This is a genomic window from Snuella lapsa (assembly GCF_039539345.1).
In the GTDB taxonomy this organism is placed as follows: Bacteria; Bacteroidota; Bacteroidia; order Flavobacteriales; family Flavobacteriaceae; genus Snuella; species Snuella lapsa.
Genome location: NZ_BAABCY010000070.1, coordinates 23,997 through 47,357, shown reverse-complemented (window position 1 = coordinate 47,357; position 23,361 = coordinate 23,997). Strand labels below are relative to the sequence as shown.

The following is a 23,361-nucleotide window of genomic DNA, read 5'->3' as shown; positions in this document are numbered from 1 at the left end:
ATCGACTATTCGAACGGGCTTCCGGCCATACGTGTATCTGGAATGGAGATCTACTATGGGGTCACCCGCCAGGAGAGCTTCCTAACGATCTCTACCGATGGCAGGGGCTTTTGGAGATCAGATCTAGATGATGTTGTACAACAGCAAGCTCCTACAGCAGATTTTACATCGGATGTTAATTCTGTGGTTGAAGGTGGAACGGTCAATTTTGCTGATACGTCTTCCGAAATACCTACCTCATGGTCATGGACCTTTTCTGGAGGCACACCTAGCATAAGTACTGTCCAAAATCCAAGTGTTGTTTATAACACGGCTGGGACGTACGATGTAACATTAACAGCAACCAATGCTGTTGGACAGGATATCGAAACTAAGGTTGGTTATATTACCGTGAACAGTGCCGGCAGTGGTGATTTGCAATTGCATCATAACTATGAAAATAATTTAGAGGATGAATCATCGTATTCAAGGGACGGTGTAACTTCTGGAACTGAAAGTTATGAAGCGGGATATGATGGACAAAACGCTTATACTGTTAATGTCAATAATACAATCACCGTACCTAATTACAAAGGTATTTCAGGAAGTAATGCTAGAACGGTTGCCGCATGGATAAAAACAAGTAATGTTGGCACAAGAAAGACCATTGTTTCATGGGGAACCAACGCTACTGGTCAGATGTTCAATGTTATGGTAGAAAATGGTAATGTTAGGGTTGAAGGAGGATCTTGTAATGTTCAGAATGACGATTCTTCGGTGACACTTTTGGATAACAATACATGGCGACATATTGCAGTAACTTATGATCCTACAGATGGTGATAAATTAAAAGACGTTAAGATTTATATTGATGGGGTTTACTATACCAACCAGCCTGATACTGGAGATTCCCATAATTCTGAAACCACAACAATTAATACTAATACGGCAACTAATAGCGTAGAAATTGGAGCCACATCATATAATGCCAATTATTATTGGCAAGGGGCTTTGGACGACGTTCAAATATACTCCAGGGCATTGACAGTTCAAGAAGTGGCAGATTTGGCTGCTATGCCCTGCAACGATATTAGTTTGGATGGCTTTGAAAGCGGTTTTGGCGACTGGAATGACGGCGGTGGTGATGTTGTTCGAGTGGCATCCAATGCCAATACGGGCACATACAGTATAAGGTTGAGGGACAACTCTGGTAGTGCTTCGGCCATGACCACGAATTCATTAGACCTGTCTACATTAAATCAAGTCTCTTTTGAGTTCTCTTATTATCCCAATAGTATGGAAAATGGAGAAGACTTCTTTTTGGAACTTTCTACTAACGGAGGATCACAATATACAACTGTTGAGTCTTGGGTAAGTGGAACGGATTTTAGTAACAATGTTAGGTATAATGAAGCGATAACAATTAATGGTCCATTCACCAACAACACGGTCTTTAGATTAAGGTGTGATGCATCTGGTAATAACGATGAAATATTTATCGATGATGTTTTGATAAGCGAATGTATAACTGGATCTCAGTCTAAGGCAATACGGGGTAAAAAAGGAGTGCTTAAAGATTCAGGAATGAAAGATATTTCGTCTGAAGAGAATATCAAAGTTTATCCTAATCCTGTATCGGATGTGTTGGAGGTATCATACATGAGGCAAGAAGAAGCCAGTGTGTACTTGTTTACTTTAAATGGAAAGCTAGTTTCACAGCAGATTTTAATTAAAAACCATAAAAACAGCATAATACTGGATAAACTTACAAAAGGGATGTATTTGTGCGTGATTAAGACTGAAAAAGGAACCGTATTGAATTCAAAAAAGATATTGAAAAAATAATATAAATTAAAACGTCCCTTGGTTGCTTATGGCCAAGGGACGTTCCCCAAAAAAGATATGGTAGTGATGGAAGCATTACTATTGTGTTAAATATATAAAAAGGGTTATTGATAATAAGTAAAATTTTTTTTATGGGTAGATTTAGAATATATAGATTAAAAGCATTTTTAATGATAATGTTTTTATTTGGGATTTATTTATATGGTTATAGCAAAAAGAAGGACATAAAGGAGAAGCCAAATATTGTACTTATTTTGGTAGATGATCTTGGATGGAGCGATACGGGTTTTATGGGAAGTCTTGTTTATGAAACACCAAATTTGGATAGGTTTGCGATGGAGAGTATTGTATTTTATAACGGCTATGCTCCTGCGGCTAATTGTGCTCCAAGTAGGGCTTGTATTTTAACCGGGAAGAATACGCCAAGACACGGAATTTATACAGTAGGGTCATCGGAAAGAGGGGATGCGAAAGATAGAAAGTTAATACCTACTCCTAATACAACGGTTTTGGATAGTAGTTTTGTAACGATTGCAGAAGTTTTAAAACAAAAGGGCTATTCTTCAGCTTCTGTAGGTAAATGGCATTTGAGTGATGATCCATTAACGCAGGGGTTTGATGTCAATATTGGGGGATCACATGCAGGTCATCCAAGGTCTTATTTTAGTCCATATAAGAATTCAGCTTTAGAAGATGGAGAAAAAGGGGAGTATTTAACCGATAGATTAACTAACGAGGCAATTAAATTTTTGGCCGATAATAAAGACCGACCATTTTTTCTGTATTTACCCTATTATACGGTGCATACACCTTTGCAAGGAAAAGAAGCTTTGGTAAAAAAGTATGAAGACAAGCTCGATGGAGATCAAAGGTTTGATCCGAAATACGGAGCTATGGTTGAATCAATGGACGAAAATATAGGTAATCTTTTAAACAAACTTGATGAATTAAATATTTCAGATAATACATTGGTCATTTTTATGTCCGATAATGGTGGTTTGGCTAGCGTTTCTTCTCAATTTCCAATTAGGGCAGGAAAAGGATCTTATTATGAAGGTGGGATTAGGGTGCCGTTTGTAATAAGATGGCCAAAAGCGATTAAAGACACAAGAATTGATAGTACACCTATTAGTGGGTTGGATATTTTTCCAACAATTTTAGATGTCGTTAATTTAAAAGAAAATCTTAACCTTGATGGTATTTCAATTTTGCCATTGCTGACTGAAAATAGACCATTGGAAGAAAGATCTCTATTTTGGCATTTCCCTATTTATTTGCAAAGTATAAATCCTGCAAAAGATAAAGCTAGGGATTCTTTGTTTAGAACGAGACCTGGTAGTATTATGAGAAAAGGAAAGTGGAAACTTCATGAGTATTTTGAAGACGGTGACATCGAATTGTATGATCTTGAAACAGATATTAGGGAGCAGAACAACTTATCTGAAAAATATCCTGATAAAGTGAAGGAGTTGTATAAAGAACTTCAGGAATGGAGAAAGGAAATAAATGCTCCAGTACCGATGGGGATAAATCCAGAGTATGAGGCTCCGGCTAATTCAAATTAAAAACAAAGTCTAGTTAATAATAATATTAGTATTTCTATAGTATTTTACAGAGAAATAGAGTCAATGAGCGACAGTTTTGTTGTTTAATATAGCTATGTGGTTTGGATAAAAAGCAAAGAATATTACAGTAAATTATTAAAACTTTGTTTATGATAAAAATTTGGAGGCATTATTGCGAAATGTTTTTGATAGGTAATACAAATGGGAACCTATTCAAAAAATTTTAGCTGTACATCTTGAATGAAATACGGGGTATGAGAAAAAAATATGTTTAGTGAATGTGTTATCTGGTAGTTATAACAGGAAGGCGGCTGTACCTATCTAGGCTAATTACCATCGTAGAGTAAGACTTAGATTTGATCATTGAGCAGATTGTATACTGATTGGGGGCTCCATCTTTTATTGGTCTTTCATATGGATTAAACCTGATAAGACTTCTAGGTACTATAGGTACAATGCTAGTAATATTTAGTTCCTTGTTTTGGGGAGTGAATCAATTTCTTTTGTGTTGACTATAAATTGAATTATAAATCTAACATAATTAATAACTCGAGTACTTGGTAATCATATATTTTCTAAAAGAAAGACAAAGCGATCGTTATTTTAAATTTAAAAATATGTTACATATAAATCAGATGAAAATTAGTTTGCTCATGGCATTGTTGAGTGTGCTTGTTTTTGCTTGTCAAAGCACAGAAAAAAAAGAAACAGTAGAAAAACAAAACAGACCAAACATCCTGTTTTGCATCTCTGACGATGCTACATACAAACACCTGAGTGCCTATGGCAGTGAGTTTGTAAAGACGCCGGCATTTGATAAAATTGCAGGAGCAGGCCTGTTGTTTTCAAACGCCTATACCCCCAATGCAAAATGTGCTCCATCTCGTTCCATTATAGTAACAGGCCGGAACTCTTGGCAATTAGAAGAAGCTGGAAACCATTGGAGTTATTTTCCAACCAAGTTTAAAACATTTGCAGAAACCCTCGTAGAAAACGGATACCATGTAGGGTATACAGCCAAAGGTTTGGCGCCAGTTGTCGCACTAACGGAAGCAGGAGACCAAAGACCTGTATTAGGCAAGAAATACAATAAAATCAGAACAACCCCACCGGCAAAGGGTATGTCAACAATAGACTACTCAGCTAATTTCAGTCAATTTTTAAAAGAAAAAAAAGCAGGAGAACCTTTCTGTTTTTGGTATGGAGGCTTAGAGCCACATAGAGAATATGAATATGGTAGTGGCATTAGCAAAGGAAATAAAAAGCTGAGCGATATTAAGATCGTACCAGCCTTTTGGCCGGATACAGAAGAAGTAAGAAATGACATGCTGGATTATGCCTTCGAAATTGAATATTTTGACTTTCACTTAGGCAAGATGATTGAAGCTTTGGAACAAGCAGGCGAATTAGAAAACACACTAATTGTAGTCACATCAGACAATGGCATGCCTTTTCCAAGAGTAAAAGGGCAAGCCTATGAATATTCCAATCATCTGCCTTTGGCAATTATGTGGAAAAATGGGATAAAGACCCCTGGAAGGGTAATTGATGATATTGTAAACTTTACCGATTTGGCTCCCACTTTTTTGGAGGTTGCAGAAATTAGCGAAAAATCATCAGGCATGCAAGCCATACAAGGAAAAAGTCTTACTGATATCCTATTCTCTAATCAATCTGGAATCGTGACACCATCAAGGGATCATGTCCTTATTGGTAAAGAACGCCATGATGTAGGAAGGCCAAACGATGTAGGCTATCCTATTAGGGGCATACGCAAAGGGGACTATTTGTTTGTGATCAATTTTGAAACCTCCAGATGGCCAGCAGGAAACCCAATCACGGGGTATCTGAACTGCGATGGCGGAGCTACCAAAACCAGGATCATCAATGACAGGAGGAATGGAGTAGATACTACCCTGTGGCAACTCAGTTTTGGTAGAAGAAAACGGTTTGAACTGTACAATATAACAAAAGATCCCGAGTGTATCACTAATTTGGTGGATGAAGAGGGTTATGCCGAAATAGCAAGCAGTCTACAATCTCAGCTGGAAAATGAACTAATAGAGCAGGGAGATCCTCGCATGTTTGGAAAAGGCTACCTTTTTGATGACTATCTCTACTCTCATGAAAAAGACAGAAACTTTTATGAACGTTATATAAATGGTGAAAATCCTACCGCAGGTTGGGTTAATGAAACTGATTTTGAAAAAGAAGATAAATAATAGGCTCTTGTAGATCAGAAAATTTAGATTGTGTATATCCAACTAAAATAATAGTAAGCCATAAGGTTTATTTATACTTTTGGTTGTAACAAAAATAAAGATCTTATTATTTGAGCAACGAGAATAAAGGCTTTTAATAAAGACTAATTTATTACGTTTTTACTGTAGGTAAATTCATACAGTTAATAAATAGAAGAGATCGTTTTTATAAAGATGATAAACCTTTGTCAGCAATATTTTATCCCCTTTTAAAAAAAAGACAAAAAAGGAGCTGGTAACGTTGAGTAAACAATTTTATGAGATTGAAGAAACAAGAAATGACAAAGCAAAGCAGTCTTAAAATCGGATTACTACAAAGGGTGATGGCTATCAGTATATCACTACTATTTGTAGAATGCAAGGCAGATACAAACAATACTACCGAATATGTTATTGCGAGTTATAACATACGCTATGACAACAATTGCGACCGTCAAAAAGGTTACTCATGGAAAGAACGCAGTGAACAAATCGCAAAACTGATCAAAACTGATCAATTTGATGTTTTCGGAGTTCAAGAACCCTTTAAGCATCAAATAAATGATATGGAAGTACTCCTGATTGACTATCAGAGATTTGGGGTGAGTGACGATAACCAGCCAGATAGCAAATCAAACCACCACCACGATATTTTTTATAAAAAAGACAAGTTCAACCTGCAAGCACAAGGCAGCTTTTGGCTATCTACGGGAGGTCCCGACACACCCCCGGAAGACTTGATGAAGGCTGCCTATGGAGGCAAAGCCAAAGTATGTACCTGGGGTAAATTTGAAGACAAACAAGTAGGAACTGTTTTTTACGTTTTCAATACCCACTACTACTATGCCAATGAAACCACCAAAAATAACAGTGCAACGCTGACACTTCAGAAAGTTAAGGAAATCGCCGGTACATTCCCGGTCATATTTATGGGAGACTTGAATATTACCCCGGATTCAAAAGCATATCAGACACTGAATAGTACAGCACTATTGAGCGACTCATACTACATGACTCAGTCAAAAATTCCGGAAGACTCTCTACAATACAATACATTTAACTCATGGAAACCAGCAACTAACGATACGCTCAATCACTACAAGAGGATTGACTATATCTTTCTGAGTAACCACTGGGAAGACAAGGTAAAATCTAATACCGTTATATGGGATACCTATGAAAAAGAAGGCATTCAGAAAATGCCTTCCGATCACAACCCGGTGATGGTAAAGCTGCTGATGCCAGAATAATATTTTAAATAAGAAAGACTTTTGATTACATACAATGACACCATTGATTAAAAAAACAAATAAAATGACCATGACAAATAAAGTACTTACCCTGTTTACAATAGCCCTATTATTAGGACTATCACAACATACAGTAGCCCAGAATTTCAAAATATCCTCCAGAGATAATCAAACCACAATCAATGTCAACGTAGACAAACAAATCACCTGGTCAGTTACCAAATATGGTGTGGAAGTATTGCCGGAAGTCAAAATAGACATGAGTGTAGATGGCAAACCTTTGGCAGAAAATCCAAAAATTTTGTCAAATAAGACAATAACATACAATGCACCCATTACCGCGGTAGTACCACATAAAAGCAAGGAAATACAAGATGTCTACAACGAGCTGCAACTAAAGTTCAAAGGAGGGTTTGGGTTACAGTTCAGAGTCTATGACGAAGGCGTGGCATATAGATTTCATACAAAAAAACGAGGAGAAATTGAGATCAACTCGGAAACCCTGGACATTACATTTAGAAGTGGTACACGATCCTTGTTTCCGGAAGAAAAATCAATGTATTCCCATTACGAGAGATTATACTTAGACAAAAAGCTAGACTCCATTGCATCCGGACAATTTTGTTCACTGCCTGTCATGTTCAATACAACCGATGCCATCCGCATTCTGTATTCAGAAGCAGACACCTATGACTATCCCCACATGTTCTTACAAGGTAATTCATCCAACAAACTGTCAGCACTGTTTCCCAAAGCAGTAGCAGAAATAAAGCCACAACCCGGCCGAAGAGTAGACCGAAATGTCATCATTACCAAAGAGCATTCGTACATTGCCAAAACCAACGGAACACGTACCTTTCCCTGGCGGTTTTTTGTGATCAGTAATGAAGACAAGACCTTTATAGAGCAAGACATGGTCTTTAAGTTATCATCACCATTGGCGATCGAAAATACCAACTGGATCAAGCCAGGAAAAGTAGCCTGGGACTGGTGGAATGCCAACAACATATATGGTGTAGACTTTGAGTCAGGACTAAACACCGCAACCTATAAGTACTACATAGACTTTGCGTCAGCATACAACATAGAATATGTGATATTAGACGAAGGATGGACAAAATCTACTACGGAGATATTAGGTTTCAATCCCGACATAGACGTAAAAGAACTCATCAGGTATGGAAAAGAAAAAGGTGTAGGCATTATCCTTTGGTGTCTGTGGAAACCATTGGATGAAAACATGACTGAAATATTAGACACCTATGCCGGGTGGGGAGCCAAAGGAGTCAAAGTAGACTTCATGCAACGTGCCGATCAGTATATGGTGAACTCCTATACGGAAATAGCCCGGGAGTGTGCAAAACGTGAATTGTTGGTAGACTATCATGGAGCATTCAAACCGGCAGGTCTTAGACGAGCTTATCCCAATGTATTGAGTTATGAAGGCGTGCGAGGCAATGAACACAACAAATGGGCTAACTACATCACTCCGGAACATAACCTGACCTTGCCATTTATCAGGATGGCCGTAGGCCCAATGGATTATACGCCGGGAGCCATGAGAAATGCGCAAGAGAAAAATCATAGCATAAATTTTGAACGTCCGATAAGTCTGGGTACTAGGGCACATCAAGTATCCATGTACGTCATTTTTGAAAGCTCTTTGCAAATGCTATGCGATGCTCCATCTGCATACCAAAAAGATGAGCATACTGCTAGGTTCATTTCTCAGATACCAACAATATGGGACGAAACTAAAGCCTTGCATGCGAGGCTTGGCGAATACCTGGCAATTGCCCGTAAAAATGGAGACAATTGGTATGTCGGTGCCATGAACAACTGGAAAGCCCGAACATTGGATATAGACTTTTCTTTCCTTCCGGAAGGAGATTTTGAAATGACCATTTTCAAAGATGGAGCAAATGCCAACAGATATGCAGAAGATTATAAAATTGAAAAAATCAATGTGGATAGAAATACCAGAAAAACAATCAACCTAGCTAAGGGAGGAGGCTGGACAGCCATATTGAAAAAGAGATGATATCAAAATAAGTAGCTCCGAAATATGCAAAGTTAGATCTGTTGCGTATTTCGGAGTTGATCAATTATATAAAACATGAAAAAAATTATTATTGTCGTATTTGTATTAGGGCTAGTCCCCCTCATCATTCTCATGTAGTAATAGTAATGATTCCAACCTTTTAAATAATAAATCTGAAGCAAAAAGACTGGAAATCTTATGGTTATGAGGTTTTCTTGTTTTCGTGCGATCATTTAAACCCAAATTCATCATTAGAAAAAAAGTTTTAGATTTAAGGTGTTAATCCCTAACGCTGAGCGTTAGAAAATTTTAGTTATGAAGTTTGATTTATCCTTTGACAGTTAACAGATTACACCTTGGGTTGGCATGGGTTTTTTTTAAGCAAATGATGGGTAAAATGAGTCTTAGGATCCATTTAGAATCCTGTAGATACTTGCCCGCTCAAAACTCTAATCGAGGATATAAAGTGTCTATCATTTTAGAGTTTTTTATGAGCAGTATTTGGTGCGGTGCTTAATCGTTTATTGCATACTGAAGTTACACGAGCTGATAATGCATTAAGAAAGATTTTTAATTGGAAACAAACCCCTGGACAAGATGCCTATAAACATTACTTCAAAACGTTTGACCAGTCCATAAATCAAAATGTATCCAAGCACTTTTTTACTTGGTTCTTTCAAAATATAAACATAGACCATTTTACCCTAGATATCGATTCTACCATAATGACACGTTATGGATCCCAACTCGGAGCAAAGAAAGGTTATAACCCAAAGAAAAAGGACAGGATATCTCATCATCTCCTAATTGCCTTTGTAGGTGAACTGCGCATGGTAGCTAACTTTTGGTTACGTAGTGGTAACTCAAGTAGTGTCAATAACTTTACGGACTTTCTGGCAGAAACACTATCTATCTTTAGTGATAAAAAGATAGGATTGGTCCGATTGGATTTGGGCTTCTGCCAAAAGGATGTATTTGATTATTAGGAAGCACATGAACTCAACTATATTGTAGCCGCTAGATTCCTACACCCTATGTAACGCTTGATAGATCAACAACAGGCGTGTATAACTATAGATTATGGTATTGAGATTTGCAGTAAAACCTACCAAGCTCAGTCTTGGGATAAGGCAAGGCGCATCGTTATTGTTAGGCAAAAATTACAACAAAGGCCAAGCTGATTAATAAATAGTCCTTTTTAGCTGAAATTTCCCTCTATATTTTATTATTTATAGGCAATATTTGTAATTAAGAAATTATTGACTACAAAAACCTAATTTATGAAAAAAAACCTATTTATTAGTATAGTTATAAGTTTACTAACTTTGACTCTAAGTTTTGCTAATACGGAAAGATACCGGTTGGTAATAACCGATGATCCAGCCACAACCATAACTATAGCCTGGGATCAGATATCGGGTGGCTCTCCAATGGTGTATTATGGTACCATAGACCATGGTACAGCCTATCAGAACTACAGCAATTCCTTTCCTGTTGGATCCATTGTATCCAACTCCTATAAGGGCATGAACAATCATTTTGCGAAACTTACAGGGCTTTTACCCGATACCGTGTATTATTTTGTGATCCATGACAACGAAGGGACTAGCCAACGATTTTGGTTTAGAACGGCCCCCAATGTTAATCAACCCATGTCGTTTATTGCCGGAGGAGATTCGAGGAACAACCGTGTGCCCCGTCAGAATGCCAACAAAATGGTTTCTAAACTAAAGCCTACAGCCGTTTTTTTTGGAGGAGACATGACCAACGGAGACAGTGCTTCAGAGTGGATCGAATGGATGAACGATTGGCAGCTTACCACAGCTACAGATGGACGAATGTTTCCTATTGTACCCACTAGGGGAAACCATGAGTCCTCAAATGCATCCATATATAATCTATTTAACGTGCCATCTACCAATGTCTATTACGATATCACCTTTGGAGCAAACTTGTATACCATTTATACCCTTAACTCAGAAATCGCAGCAGGTGGCGATCAGTACACTTGGTTGTCGGGTAAGCTGGCAACGGACAATTCGGTATGGAAATCAGCTCAGTACCATAAGCCAATGCGTCCGCACCAATCCAATAAAACTGAAGGCAATGATGAATACACCAGTTGGGGTCAATTGTTTTATGATAATGGAATTAGCCTAGTATACGAATCGGATTCCCATACCGTAAAAACAACCTATCCTGTTAAACCATGTTCATCGGGTGCCAACTGTGATGAAGGTTTTGAAGTGGATAGTGCCAATGGGATAGTGTTTGTTGGAGAAGGGTGCTGGGGAGCACCATTGAGAGTAAGTGACGACGATAAATCATGGACTAGGGATTCAGGATCGTTCAATCAGTTCAAGTGGGTAACCGTTAGTTCCGATAGGATTGAACTAAAAACGATTATGGTGGACAATGCCAATACGGTAGGAGAGAACTCCAATAATGAAACTCCGGGCGTATTGCCCTCCGGTGTACAAGTGTGGATCCCGTCAAATGGTGATACTGTCATTATAACCAACAGTGGCAATATCTTGCCTGTTGTGGCGATCACTTCCCATCAGGACCAGGAAGTGTTGCCTAATGGTACGGGGATAACTATAACGGCCGACGCCTCCGATACCGATGGGAGTATAGTTTCGGTGGAATTTAAGGTAAATGGTGTTTCGGTTGGTGTGGATACATCAGCTCCCTATAGTGTTACCCATAATTTTGGAAATGGAGGATCAATAGTAGAGGCCATTGCAACAGATAATAGTGGAGCTACTTCTGCTGATACCATAACCTTGTTGATAGGAACTTTTTCAAATACATTGAACATAACAGCAAGCCAAGATGTTGAGCAGCAGGCTAACAATACCGTTATAGACAACAGTTCCGATTTGGAATTGGTTTATGATAGTGCTTATTCGGCTGGCGATCAAATTATTGGTATAGAATTTTCTGAGGTAGATATCCCTGCAGGGGCTACAGTAACCAGTGCTTATGTCCAGTTTACGGCCAAGACCACGTTATCAGACCCTGCCAGTTATTTAGTGTCGGTTGAGTCAGGTGCGAATCCATCGCAGTTGAGTACGACTAGTAGTAATGTAAGTGGGCGCACGTATCTAACTGGTAGTGCTTGGAGTCCGTCAGGATGGACAGCAGATAATACAACTGTAGCAGAGAGAACCTCGGATATTGCTTCACAGATACAGGCCAACGTAGACTTGGGATCTTGGATGTCGGGCAACAGGGTAGTGATAAAAATTGAAGCCACCGGCGTAACATTAGGTGCAGGAACAGCCATGCGAAGAGCCTATTCCATTGATGGAGGGAATGCTCCGGTTTTGCATATTGAATATAGCTTTGGAGGATCTTCCAATATTTCTCCTAGTGTATCTATTACTTCCCATGCTGATCAAGAAAATGTATTGGATGGTTCTAATGTGATGTTAACGGCCGATGCTTTTGATAGTGATGGAACAATCGGTTCTGTGGAATTTAAAGTAAACGGAATTTCGATTGGTATTGATACAACAAGCCCTTACAGTACCATACATAATTTTGTAAATGGAGAAGCAACGGTTGAAGCTATAGCAACGGATAATGAAGGGGCCACATCTTCCGATATCATTACATTGTTTATCGGGAATATATCATCAACGTTACAGGCCCATTACCTATTGGATGGTGATTTTACAGATAGTTCAGTATACAACAGAACTATTACCAACAGTGGCGTAACCTTTACTACAGATGCAGCTAAGGGACAAGTTGCAAATTTTGATGGTGCCAGCTATTTAAGCATATCCCAATATGAAGGCGAACTGGCAACTAATGCCAGAAGTATTACGGCATGGATAAAAACAACCGCTTCAGGAAACTCTATTGTTTCGTGGGGAGTAGCGTCATCGTCGACTAAATGGACCTTTAGGTTGGAATCTACAGGTGAGTTAAGGTTGGAAGTAGGAGGGGGCTATACTGTTGGAAGTACAAATGTAGCCGATGGACAATGGCACCATGTAGCCTGTACTTTTGAAGACGATGGTTCACCGAATGTAAGTGATGTAAAGTTATATGTAGATGGGCAATTGGAAACCGTCTCGCCTAACGCTGTTACAATTAATACAACCAATGGAGGTGATGTTAAAATAGGGGCCGATCATTTAAACAGATATTTTACTGGGCAGCTTAGTGATGTCAGAATTTATTCGGAAGCCCTAACAGCACAGGATATTAGTGCCATGAACGCCTTGCCTCCTACAGCTGATTTTATTTCTAACTTGACCTCTATTGAAGAAGGGAATTCCGTTGATTTTAGTGATGTGTCAACAGGAAATCCAACATCTTGGTTATGGTCGTTCCAAGGCGGTTCGCCATCGTCCAGTATGGTTCAAAATCCATCTGTTACCTATGCAGTGGCTGGAACATATAATGTGACTTTAACGGCAACCAATGATGAAGGTGATGATACGATAACCAAGATAGGATTTATTACTGTGGTGGCAACGTCCAATTGTACCGATCTGTTATCGGACGATTTTGAAGGAGGATTTGGGAATTGGAACGATGGTGGCAGTGATGCAGTTACCTCTGCGACTAACGGAACCAGTAACAGTGCGAGTATTAAGTTAAGGGATAACAGTGGTTCTGATTCATCCATGTATACAGACGCTTTGAATTTATCGGGTGTAGACGAAGTAACATTCAATTTTTCCTATTATCCGGTGGGTATGGAAAATAATGAAGACTTTATGTTGGAGATTTCAACAAATGGTGGATCTGTATTTACAACATTACAAACATGGGCAAGTGGTACGGATTTTAATAACAATACCAACTATACCGAATCAATTATAGTTCCTGGACCTTTTACGAGTAATACGGTATTTAGATTACGGTGCGATGCTTCAAGTAATAACGATGCGGTTTATATTGATGATGTGCTAATTCAATATTGTTCCGGTTCATCGTCGAAATCTACATTCGGTAAAATGAAATTATTGTCGGGTAGTGAAAGTAAGGTATTGGAAAATAAGGTTAATTCTCTTGAAATTAAATTATATCCAAATCCTGTAAGGGAACAACTTAGTATATCGTTTAGAGGAATTTCGAAAAGCAATGGGGTATGGATTTCTATATATAATAATTTTGGACAGCTGATTGAAAGACGCCTTGCCAATGCTGAAGATGGAAATGTGGTGCAGTTCCATGTTGAGGGGCTACATGCTGGTATCTATTTCGCGATTGTTACAGATGCCATGGATAATATAATTTCCAATCATCGTTTTATTAAGAAATAATGAGGATAATATAGATATTTAAATTGGCTTTAAAAGCAAATGAATTGTTTGACTACAAGTGATAATTATGAATAACAAAAGCTTAATTGTTTTATTAAAGCTGTCCGCTTTCTTTGTTTTCTTTGGAAGAGGTTATGAGCATTTATTTTGGGATGCACCTTTTAGGACTTTGTTGTGGGATCAAAACCTATTAAGTCCATTGGTTGAAAATATTTTTGGTGTAAAATGGGAAGATTATGTAACTAATTTGGAGGCTGATTTTACAATTCAATCCATTATTAAGTCAGTTGGTGTTTTTTATATAGTATGTAGTATAGCAAGTTTATTGGTAAACGAAAAGACCAATAAATTTATTAGGACTGTTCTTTTTGCTGGAGGGGTCTGTTTGTTCTTTCTTACAATATTGCAAACCAAAGGGAGAGCATATCAAAGCGCAATGTTTTTTGAGCATGCCATTCAGGTTGGTTCTCCCTTTTTGTTATTGTATTATCATAGGATTAATTATAAAAAACTTCTTGTCTCTATAAAGGTGCTGGTCTCTTTGACATTTTTAAGTCATGGATTGTATGCAATGGGTGATGTCTATCCTTTACCGGGCAATTTTGTAACTATGACATTGAATATTTTACCAGTGGTTACGGAAAGTTGGGCAAAGCAATTTTTATATGTTGCCGGAGTTATTGACGTTGTGGTTGCCATTGCGGTATTTTTTCCTAAACTCACGAAATATGCATTTTTGTACGCGGTCTTATGGGGGCTTTTAACTGCTTTTGCACGTATTATGAGTGGATTGACTTACGATATTTCTCTGTCCATAACACATCAATATTTATATGCAACATTATATAGGATTCCGCATGGTCTGATCCCTTTTGTGGGGTATGTTGTTGTGAGATTGATTACGAGGGAAGGATTCCCGAGAAAAACATCTCTTAGTAAAGTGTATAATAGAAGTGAAGTTTAACAATGTATTTTCTTGAAAAAAAGGAATAGATATTGGAGGCCACTGAAAAAGATAGCTCTTTTTTTTAATTAACTTTAAAGGCGATTATGTAAAGAAATTTACATGGTCGCCTTTTTGTTTTTGGATGCCTATGGGAACCTGTTGAACTAACAGATGCTATCACTTAATTTTAGTTTTCCGATTTTTGGAATTACTAGAACTGAAAGGGAGTAGAAAGCTCATTCTGCATAAGTGATATATCAATTTATAACTTTTAATTAGCGTCTTTTATAGACGCTTTTTTTATATATTGAAATCATAAAAATTAATCAGATTTGATATTATCTAATTAACAGTTTTCCATTATATTAGTACAATCAAATCGAAATAAAATCAAAGCAAAAGTTACCTATTCGGTTACCTGTTTTTGAGAAATTTAAGTAACTTTTTGATTATTAATGATATACGGAATGACTGTTAGTTCTGTCATCCCGACGAACCTAATTCAGGTAAAATCAAAACACTGTTAATTGTATGATTATCAGTGTTTTTTGTTTTTAGCCATTTTATTTGATTCCAAATAAAAGCAAATAAAACCATTAAATAGGTGTGCAATTAGGTGTACACTTTTTTGTTCAAAATTTCGTAATTTCATAGAACTTTTAAGAACGATTTGACTTTCGTCTTTACAAAAATTATTGTTTAACAAAAGACGTCAAACATGCGGTCAAACAACACATTTGCGATTATTTTCTTTTCAAGAAAATCGCGCAGCAATTCCAATTTTTTAAATATCTATTGCAGAATAACAGTAGAAGGGAAACGCTCAGAAATCAGTCTTAAAAGGAGCATTCCGGTGAACAATTGGGATGTTTCCAAAGGAAAAGCACGAGGATTATCAACTGAGATAAGAGCTTTTAATAATTATCTGGACAGTGTATATTCTAAAATACTTAACTGTCATAAGCAATTATTAGAAGAAGATAAACTTATTACATCACAGGCCATTAAAGCACGCTATTTAGGTATAGATGATGTCCATAAAACATTGAGGGAATTAATCGCGTATCATAACGATACAATGACTTCAGTATTGAAGTTTGGAACTCTAAAGAACTATTACACTACAGAAAGATATTTGCACAAGTTTTTAAAAGAGAAACTAAAGCAACATGACATCTACCTGAAACAGTTGAACTATAGATTCCTATGTGATTTTGAGCAGTTTTTAAGAACACATAAAAATAAGAAAGGAAAATTGACACTTTCAAATAATGGTGTTATGAAGCATATTGAACGATTTAAAAAGATGGTAAACCTGGCAACAAAGATGGAATGGATATCTAAAAATCCTTTCGTTCAATTTCAACTCAAGTTTGAAAAGTTCGATAGGCAATACCTAACAGAGAGAGAACTAAAGTTAATTGAAAACACCTATTATCAAAATGACCGATTGGAAAAAATCAAAGATTGCTTTTTATTTGCTTGCTATACGGGCTTATCATATATAGACGCCAAAGAATTGAACAAAGACCAAATAGTAAAAGGAATAGATAATAGGTATTGGATTTTTACCAAACGAGAGAAAACCAATCAAACCGTTAAAATACCAATATTGCCAAAAGCACAACAAATCATTGAAAAATACAAACAACATCCAGATACCTTATACTTTAATAGAGTGCTGCCACTCTGTTCAAACCAGAAAGCGAACAAATATTTAAGAGAGATAGTAGATGATTGTAAAATCAATAAGAAAATCACTTTTCATGTAGCCAGACATACTTTTGCAACAACAGTAATGTTATCAAATGGCGTTCCCATAGAAACCGTATCAAAACTATTAGGGCATACCAAATTGACAACGACCCAAATTTATGCCAGAGTTATCGAAACAAAGATTAGCGAGGATATTGAAAGCTTACTTCAAAGGTTAGAGACTAAAAAACAAAAACAGTCTTTGGTAAATTAAAAACCATAGGGGATAAGGAATTCAAGATGTGTGTCTGTGGACACAACCTTGACTGCTCCCGGAGGTCGCAGCGTTTAAAAGTTGTTTAACAGGTAAATACATCCGTTTTTAAAGTATTGGATTCAGAGGTTGGGTATTCATGGATAATTTTTCAAATCAATCCCATATCGAGCAATGAGAATCCGATACTTTAAAAATGCAACAAACTCGCCCAAAGCGAGTGCGTTAGTAAGCATACAAAACGCATCAAATAGAACCAATTTGTAATTTTTTACGAAAAAATCAACAGTTTTACTGGGCTGAGCGGTTTTTTTCGTAAAAAACTGGATTTTGCCAATTAAATAGAACTTCAAAAAATAATAGAAAAATAAAGGATAGAAATTACGATTAAACCATACATGATTTTAACCTTCTGTTCAAATTTTGACGCAAAAAAAAGCCTGTTTATAGGATATTCCAGAGGTTTTGTGTCAAAACCTGATTTTTAAATTTTCAACCTTTTTCAAACACTCCATAAACAGGGGCTTTGCGGAGCAAATGGAACGTAGCGTTGCGCCAGCACGCTACCCTCTTGCTTCCCCTTAGTTTTACAAATGTGGATTATATGGAATTTTTTATGATAATAAGCCTCTACAATAGTAGATTTTATGTTTTAATGGTTCTTTTGTATAAAGTGTACAGTATTTAAAACTCTAATTAGAAGTAATTTTATTTTTATCAATTCCAAACAATATAAACAAAACCCCATCCATTTTATCACCAACAGTTTTTCTTAAAATTGAAAATGCTTTTGTTATATGTGCTTCAACAGACTTTATGGAAACATTTAGGTATTCAGCAATCTCTATATTGGTCAAGCCATCTTGCTTGCTTAATAAAAATGTCTGTTTACACTTAGGAGGCAGGTTCTCTATTTCTCGTTTTACAAGATAAATAAGCTTTTCCATAGAGCTTTCGTTCTCTTCTTCAACAATATAGTTTAAAGCATCAATGTATTTTTTTTCTAGAGCCGTTACAGCTTTCTTTTTACGATAATAATCAATACATTCATTATAAATCGCTCTATACAAATAATTTTTTATAGAAAAGTTATCCTTTAAGCTCAATCTATTTTTCCATAAGTAAATAAATATATTTTGGACAACATCTTCAGCCAGGTCAAAATCTTTAGTTAAACCATAGGCATAAGTATGTAGTTTTTGCTGATAATTATTAATTAAAAAATTATAAGCTTTTTCCTCTCCTTGTTTAAGGGCTTTTATAAGTACAGTATCATTTTTAAAAACTGCTTCCATTTATAAATTAATACAATTTGATGTGTTTTATTGCGAAATTATAAAAAAAGTATCAAAAAAGTTAGGGTTGTTAAGTTTTGCTTCGCCTTAATTAAAAGTGTACTACCGAATGGCGTCAAAACAAAACGAGAGAATTATAGCAAAATACCTCATCAATCAGGCTTCTTTTAAGGAATTAGATGATTTAGAGGCTTGGATTAAAAAACCTAATAACGAACAAGAATTTTTAAATTATGTCAAGGTTAATTATTCAATTGATTACAATTTGAAAATTACAGATACTGTTAAAACTAAAAAATTAATCTCAACTCTTTTTAAAAGGGAAAAAAGGAAATTTAGAGTTAGACGAATACAAAGATATTCTAAATATGCAGCGGTTTTTATTGGGATAATGATTTCTATCTATGTTTTTAAAAATGTTTTGTTTAAATCACTTGATAAGGATACGACCACACCTGTTATAGTTACAAATATAATTCAACCAGGTACAGATAAAGCTACTTTAACATTAGAGGATGGTTCAGTAGTTGATCTTGAAAAGGGAGTTTCTTTCATAACGGCTAATGCAAATAGTAATGGAGAAGAGATTGTATATAGAATTGATGATAAAAAAACAAAAGAACTTATTTATAATTACTTGACTATACCAAGAGGCGGGCAATTCTATGTAGTGTTGTCAGACGGGACTAAGGTTTGGCTTAATTCAGAATCTAAATTGAAATATCCTGTAAGTTTCATTGAAGGAGAAACGCGCAAAGTGGAGTTGGTTTATGGAGAGGCATATTTTGAGGTATCACCTAGTACAGAGCACAAAGGAACTAAATTTAAAGTATTCAATCAGTCACAAGAAATAGAAGTTTTAGGTACAGAGTTTAATATTAAAGCTTACAGAGATGAGACTAGTATCTATACAACATTAGTTGAGGGTAGAGTTACAGTTAATTATGAAAACAGAAAACAAAATTTAATGCCTAATCAACAGTCAAGCCTTGATGTTAATACTAAAAATTTCTTAGTAAAAGAAGTAGATGTATACAATGAAATTTCATGGAAAGAAGGCGTTTTTAGTTTTGAAAGAAAACCACTAAATGAAATTATGAGGGTTTTGTCCAGATGGTATGATGTTGACATAATCTTTGACAGCAAATCATTAGAGGAAGTTAAGTTTTTTGGTGTTCTAGGGAAAGACCAAAAAATAGAAGAAATATTGGAGACTATTAAGAATTTTAAAATAATTGAAGTCTATGAAATAAAAGGAAAAACTATAATCTTAAAATAAAAAGAGATCGAAGTTGAACATTTGGCGGTGTCACAAACTTCGACCTTTTGATAATGTATTAATTAATGTATAACTAACTAACACTATGCAAATTTATGGAAATTAAATTTATTGATGTCCGTTCACTCATTCGAAAACGGTTACTAATGTTTATTATGAGAACATTTATCTTTTTACTATGCACTGCTGTTTTTGGGTTCAATTCAATTGATGGATTTTCTCAAGAAAAAGTAATTATTGATCAGGATAAGGAAGTATCTGTTCATCAAGTCTTTAGAATTATTAAAAAACAAACAAAGTACAGGTTTTTATACCCGGAAAGTTTGTTTGATGATGCACCAAAAGTACAATTAAAAAAAGGGGCTATAGAATTATCCAAACTACTTAATCATACACTTTCAAGTAGTAATGTCAATTTTAAACTTTCTAAAAAAAATACTATTGTAATTGAGGAAAGCAAAGATGAGGTGCAAAATAGTACTAAGCCGCAACAAACAACAGTATCAGGAAAAGTTAATGACCAAAATGGGCAACCTTTACCTGGAGCTAATATTTTAGAAAAAGGTACTACTAATGGAACACAAACCGATTTTGATGGAGCATTTGTTTTAAATGTAAAAGATGAAAACGCAATTTTGGTAGTCTCTTACATAGGTTATAAAACTCAAGAAATTCTGGTTAGTGGACAAACAAACTTTAACATTTCGCTTGTTGAAGACGCTTCTGCTTTAGATGAAATTGTCGTAGTAGGGTATGGTTCCGTAAAGAAGGAGAATTTAACCGGAGCAGTTGAGTCTATTAATTCTCAACAAATAGAGAATAATATTGGCCCAAATACAAGTCAAATTTTACAGGGCGTTGCGCCTAACTTAAATATTACATTGGATAATGGGAGTATCAATGAAGAAGCTAATATTGATGTAAGGGGTATAGGGTCAATTAATGGAGGTAGTCCTTTAATTTTAATTGATGGCGTTCAAGGAAACCTCAATAGGATTAATCCTCGGGATATTGAATCTATTTCTGTTTTAAAGGATGCTGCTTCGGCAGCCATATATGGAGCAAGAGCAGCTTTTGGGGTAATATTGATTACCACTAAAAATGCAAGATCTGGTGATATTAAAATAAACTACAACACAAACTACGGATGGAGCTCTCCAACTATTCGAACTGATAATTTTATTACGGATGGTTTAGAATGGGCACGTCTTAGTGACAAATTAAGTCTTTTGGAAAACACAAGTACGTATTTGGGTTATAGTGCAGAGGATTACGCTTATTTAGAGGCAAGGAGATTAGATCCAACATTACCATCTGTTTTAATTAAAGATGTAAATGGTGCCGAGCGTTATGTGCATTATGGTAATACGGATTGGTGGAATACACTGTTTAGTGACCAACAAATGTCAGCAGAACATAATCTGAGTCTTTCTGGGGGTAGTGAAAAAATGAATTTTTATTTATCTGGTAGATATTATAAAAGAGATGGTATTTATAAAGTCAATAAAGATGTACTAAATACATATACGCTTAGAGCCAAGATTGAAGCCAAACCATATGACTGGTTAACGGTTGGTAACTCAATAAACGTATTCAATAAAGACTATTCAGAACCAGCAACCAATGCAAGAAGAGTAAGTGGCTCTGATAATAGTGAAGATTGGAGAAAATATACATTTCATGCAGCACCTTTGTATTTGCCTAGAAATCCAGATGGTTCGTTTATTATTAGAGGAGCATATACTAACAACCGAGATATTGCAGATGGAACATTTGCAGATATTTTGAATGGAAAGAGTAGGGCTGAAGAAGACGATTTTGAAGTTTTTAATACTACCAACGTTGCAATAAAACTTGCAAAAGGCATAGAGTTAAAAGGTGATTATAGTTTTAGAAACCGAAATCAAAGTGAATGGGTTCGAATAATTTCAACACCATTTACAAATCAACCTAATGGGGAAGGGGTTTCTTTATATAAAGAGAATACTCAAATTTATAAAGAATTAGAACGTAAAACGCTTTATCAGGCTATAAATGCATACGTGGATTATTCTTTTAATCCATTGGAAGACCATACGTTTTCTGCTTTAGTGGGGTATAACCAAGAATGGAATTCGTTTAAGAGAAATATTGCTAGTAGAAATGGGAATCTTTCTGATAATTTAAACTCATTCAATTTAGCCACAGGAGACAATATTTTCTTAACCTCTACAGAAGAGGAATGGGCTATTAGAGCTGGGTTCTTTCGAGTTAAGTATAATATGCTTGATAAGTATTTAATTGAATTTAATGGGCGTTTTGATTTGTCGTCACGTTTCCCTGTGGATAATAGATTAGGTTTATTCCCTTCAACGTCAGTTGCATGGAAATTAAGCGAAGAAAGTTTTTGGAAAAAAATAAAACCAATAGTAGGAACTGTCAAATTAAGAGGTTCTTTTGGGTCATTAGGAAATCAAAATATAGGAGCCTATGATTATATCTCAACCTTAGATGTTAGACAAAGTAATTATATAGTCGATGGAAGTAGAATAAATTATTTATCTACTCCAGATCCTGTTTCTTCAAATTTCACATGGGAAACATCTGAGACTTTAGATTTTGGTATAGATATAGCAGCCTTTAATAATAGGTTTACAACAACTTTTGATTGGTATCGTAGAGATATTAAAGATATGTTGACACAAGGAGCTCAATTGCCATCAGTGTTTGGTGCTAATGAACCTGATGAAAATGCTGCGGATTTACGCACAAAAGGTTTTGAGCTTTCATTAAAATGGAAAGATCAATTTAGCTTAGGTAATAAACCGTTCCAATACAACATAGGTTTTATTCTTGGAGATAGCAGAACACATATAACTAAGTTTGATAACCCTAATGGAGATATAGAACAGTTTTATGTAGGTCAAGAAGTTGGAGAAATATGGGGATACACAGTTGAAGGTTTTTTTCAAACGGATGATGAGTACCTGTCACATGCAGACCAAACAAGAGTTAACCAAAGAATTCAAAATAATTACTTAATAAATCATCCAGTTGCTGGTGATATTAAATTTGCTGATTTAGATGGTGACGGTGAAATTACACCAGGAGACAGAACACTATCAAACCCTGGAGATTTAAAAAGAATAGGGAACAGTAATCCACGATACAATTATGGTATTACCTTGGGAGCAGATTATGCAGGTTTTGACCTAAGTATATTTGCACAAGGTATTATGGAAAGAGATTGGAATCCAGGGACAGATAATGGATTTTTCTGGGGGCCATTTGCTAGACAGTATCAGAATTTTTATCCTAAAAGTGTAGAGAGTAATTCTTGGACACCTGATAATCCAAATGCCTATTTCCCAAGATTAGCAGTATATGCAGAACGTGGTGGTCCTTATGAAGGTGCACAGCTTGGAGTTAATTCAGATAAATACCTTCAAAATGCAGCATACCTTAGAATAAAGAATATAACGCTAGGGTATACTTTACCAGAAAATATTTCTAAAAAATTGCATTTGAGTAGTTTAAGGTTATACGCTACTGGAACAAACCTATTCACGTTTTCACCAATATATAAAAACAATCCAGATCGTACCGTAGACCCTGAGCAATTGGGCAATGGAAATGATTATCCATTTACAAAGACCTACGTATTCGGACTTGATATAAAACTCTAAAA

12 protein-coding genes are annotated in these 23,361 nt (G+C 36.0%); 11 read left to right on the top strand and 1 reads right to left on the bottom strand.

Annotated features, from left to right (window positions below):
* The 9 genes from ABD792_RS13270 to ABD792_RS13230 form a co-directional block, all read left to right on the top strand.
* On the top strand, positions 1 to 1,824 hold a 1,824-nt coding region (locus tag ABD792_RS13270; RefSeq protein ID WP_345006722.1), incomplete at its 5' end, for a LamG-like jellyroll fold domain-containing protein.
* A 131-nt stretch (positions 1,825 to 1,955) separates the two neighbouring features.
* Positions 1,956 to 3,389: a sulfatase gene (locus ABD792_RS13265; RefSeq protein ID WP_345006721.1), complete on the top strand. Its 1,434-nt coding sequence runs from the start codon at positions 1,956 to 1,958 to the stop codon at positions 3,387 to 3,389.
* A gap of 635 nt (positions 3,390 to 4,024) precedes the next feature.
* Positions 4,025 to 5,611 carry a sulfatase family protein gene (locus ABD792_RS13260; RefSeq protein WP_345006720.1) on the top strand — a complete coding sequence of 529 codons (1,587 nt, stop codon included), beginning with the start codon at positions 4,025 to 4,027 and terminating at the stop codon, positions 5,609 to 5,611.
* A 302-nt stretch (positions 5,612 to 5,913) separates the two neighbouring features.
* On the top strand, positions 5,914 to 6,879 hold the full coding sequence (locus ABD792_RS13255; protein ID WP_345006719.1) for an endonuclease/exonuclease/phosphatase family protein: 966 nt from the start codon (positions 5,914 to 5,916) through the stop codon (positions 6,877 to 6,879).
* 70 nt (positions 6,880 to 6,949) lie between these two features.
* Positions 6,950 to 8,920: a glycoside hydrolase family 97 protein gene (locus tag ABD792_RS13250; protein WP_345006718.1), complete on the top strand. Its 1,971-nt coding sequence runs from the start codon at positions 6,950 to 6,952 to the stop codon at positions 8,918 to 8,920.
* Between the two features lie 524 nt (positions 8,921 to 9,444).
* A complete protein-coding gene (locus ABD792_RS13245; protein ID WP_345006717.1) occupies positions 9,445 to 9,906 on the top strand; it encodes a transposase in 462 nt (153 codons plus the stop codon).
* A gap of 294 nt (positions 9,907 to 10,200) precedes the next feature.
* Positions 10,201 to 14,205 carry a LamG-like jellyroll fold domain-containing protein gene (locus tag ABD792_RS13240; RefSeq protein ID WP_345006716.1) on the top strand — a complete coding sequence of 1,335 codons (4,005 nt, stop codon included), beginning with the start codon at positions 10,201 to 10,203 and terminating at the stop codon, positions 14,203 to 14,205.
* 67 nt (positions 14,206 to 14,272) lie between these two features.
* The gene (locus ABD792_RS13235) at positions 14,273 to 15,169 is read left to right on the top strand and encodes a hypothetical protein (protein ID WP_345006715.1); all 897 of its coding nucleotides are present in this window, start codon (positions 14,273 to 14,275) and stop codon (positions 15,167 to 15,169) included.
* 700 nt (positions 15,170 to 15,869) lie between these two features.
* Complete coding sequence (locus ABD792_RS13230) at positions 15,870 to 17,120, top strand: site-specific integrase (protein ID WP_345006714.1); 1,251 nt, start codon at positions 15,870 to 15,872, stop codon at positions 17,118 to 17,120.
* Positions 17,121 to 17,812: 692 nt separating this feature from the next.
* Here ABD792_RS13230 and ABD792_RS13225 read toward each other — a convergent pair.
* Positions 17,813 to 18,415, bottom strand: a complete 603-nt coding sequence (locus tag ABD792_RS13225) for an RNA polymerase sigma factor (protein ID WP_345006713.1) — start codon at positions 18,413 to 18,415, stop codon at positions 17,813 to 17,815.
* 109 nt (positions 18,416 to 18,524) lie between these two features.
* Here ABD792_RS13225 and ABD792_RS13220 point away from each other — a divergent pair, with 109 nt between their 5' ends.
* Both ABD792_RS13220 and ABD792_RS13215 read left to right on the top strand, forming a co-directional pair.
* Positions 18,525 to 19,694: a FecR family protein gene (locus tag ABD792_RS13220; RefSeq protein ID WP_345006712.1), complete on the top strand. Its 1,170-nt coding sequence runs from the start codon at positions 18,525 to 18,527 to the stop codon at positions 19,692 to 19,694.
* 155 nt (positions 19,695 to 19,849) lie between these two features.
* Positions 19,850 to 23,359: a SusC/RagA family TonB-linked outer membrane protein gene (locus ABD792_RS13215; RefSeq protein ID WP_345006711.1), complete on the top strand. Its 3,510-nt coding sequence runs from the start codon at positions 19,850 to 19,852 to the stop codon at positions 23,357 to 23,359.
* The last annotated feature ends 2 nt before the right edge of the window (positions 23,360 to 23,361 follow it).

What these genes read in the sequence shown, in the direction of transcription:
- ABD792_RS13265 (WP_345006721.1), top strand. Translation starts at nt 1,956, where the DNA reads ATGGGTAGATTTAGAATATATAGATTAAAAGCATTTTTAATGATAATG.
- ABD792_RS13260 (WP_345006720.1), top strand. Translation starts at nt 4,025, where the DNA reads ATGAAAATTAGTTTGCTCATGGCATTGTTGAGTGTGCTTGTTTTTGCT.
- ABD792_RS13250 (WP_345006718.1), top strand. Translation starts at nt 6,950, where the DNA reads ATGACAAATAAAGTACTTACCCTGTTTACAATAGCCCTATTATTAGGA.
- ABD792_RS13240 (WP_345006716.1), top strand. Translation starts at nt 10,201, where the DNA reads ATGAAAAAAAACCTATTTATTAGTATAGTTATAAGTTTACTAACTTTG.
- ABD792_RS13235 (WP_345006715.1), top strand. Translation starts at nt 14,273, where the DNA reads ATGAATAACAAAAGCTTAATTGTTTTATTAAAGCTGTCCGCTTTCTTT.
- ABD792_RS13230 (WP_345006714.1), top strand. Translation starts at nt 15,870, where the DNA reads ATGCGGTCAAACAACACATTTGCGATTATTTTCTTTTCAAGAAAATCG.
- ABD792_RS13225 (WP_345006713.1), bottom strand. Translation starts at nt 18,415, where the DNA reads ATGGAAGCAGTTTTTAAAAATGATACTGTACTTATAAAAGCCCTTAAA.
- ABD792_RS13220 (WP_345006712.1), top strand. Translation starts at nt 18,525, where the DNA reads ATGGCGTCAAAACAAAACGAGAGAATTATAGCAAAATACCTCATCAAT.
- ABD792_RS13215 (WP_345006711.1), top strand. Translation starts at nt 19,850, where the DNA reads ATGAGAACATTTATCTTTTTACTATGCACTGCTGTTTTTGGGTTCAAT.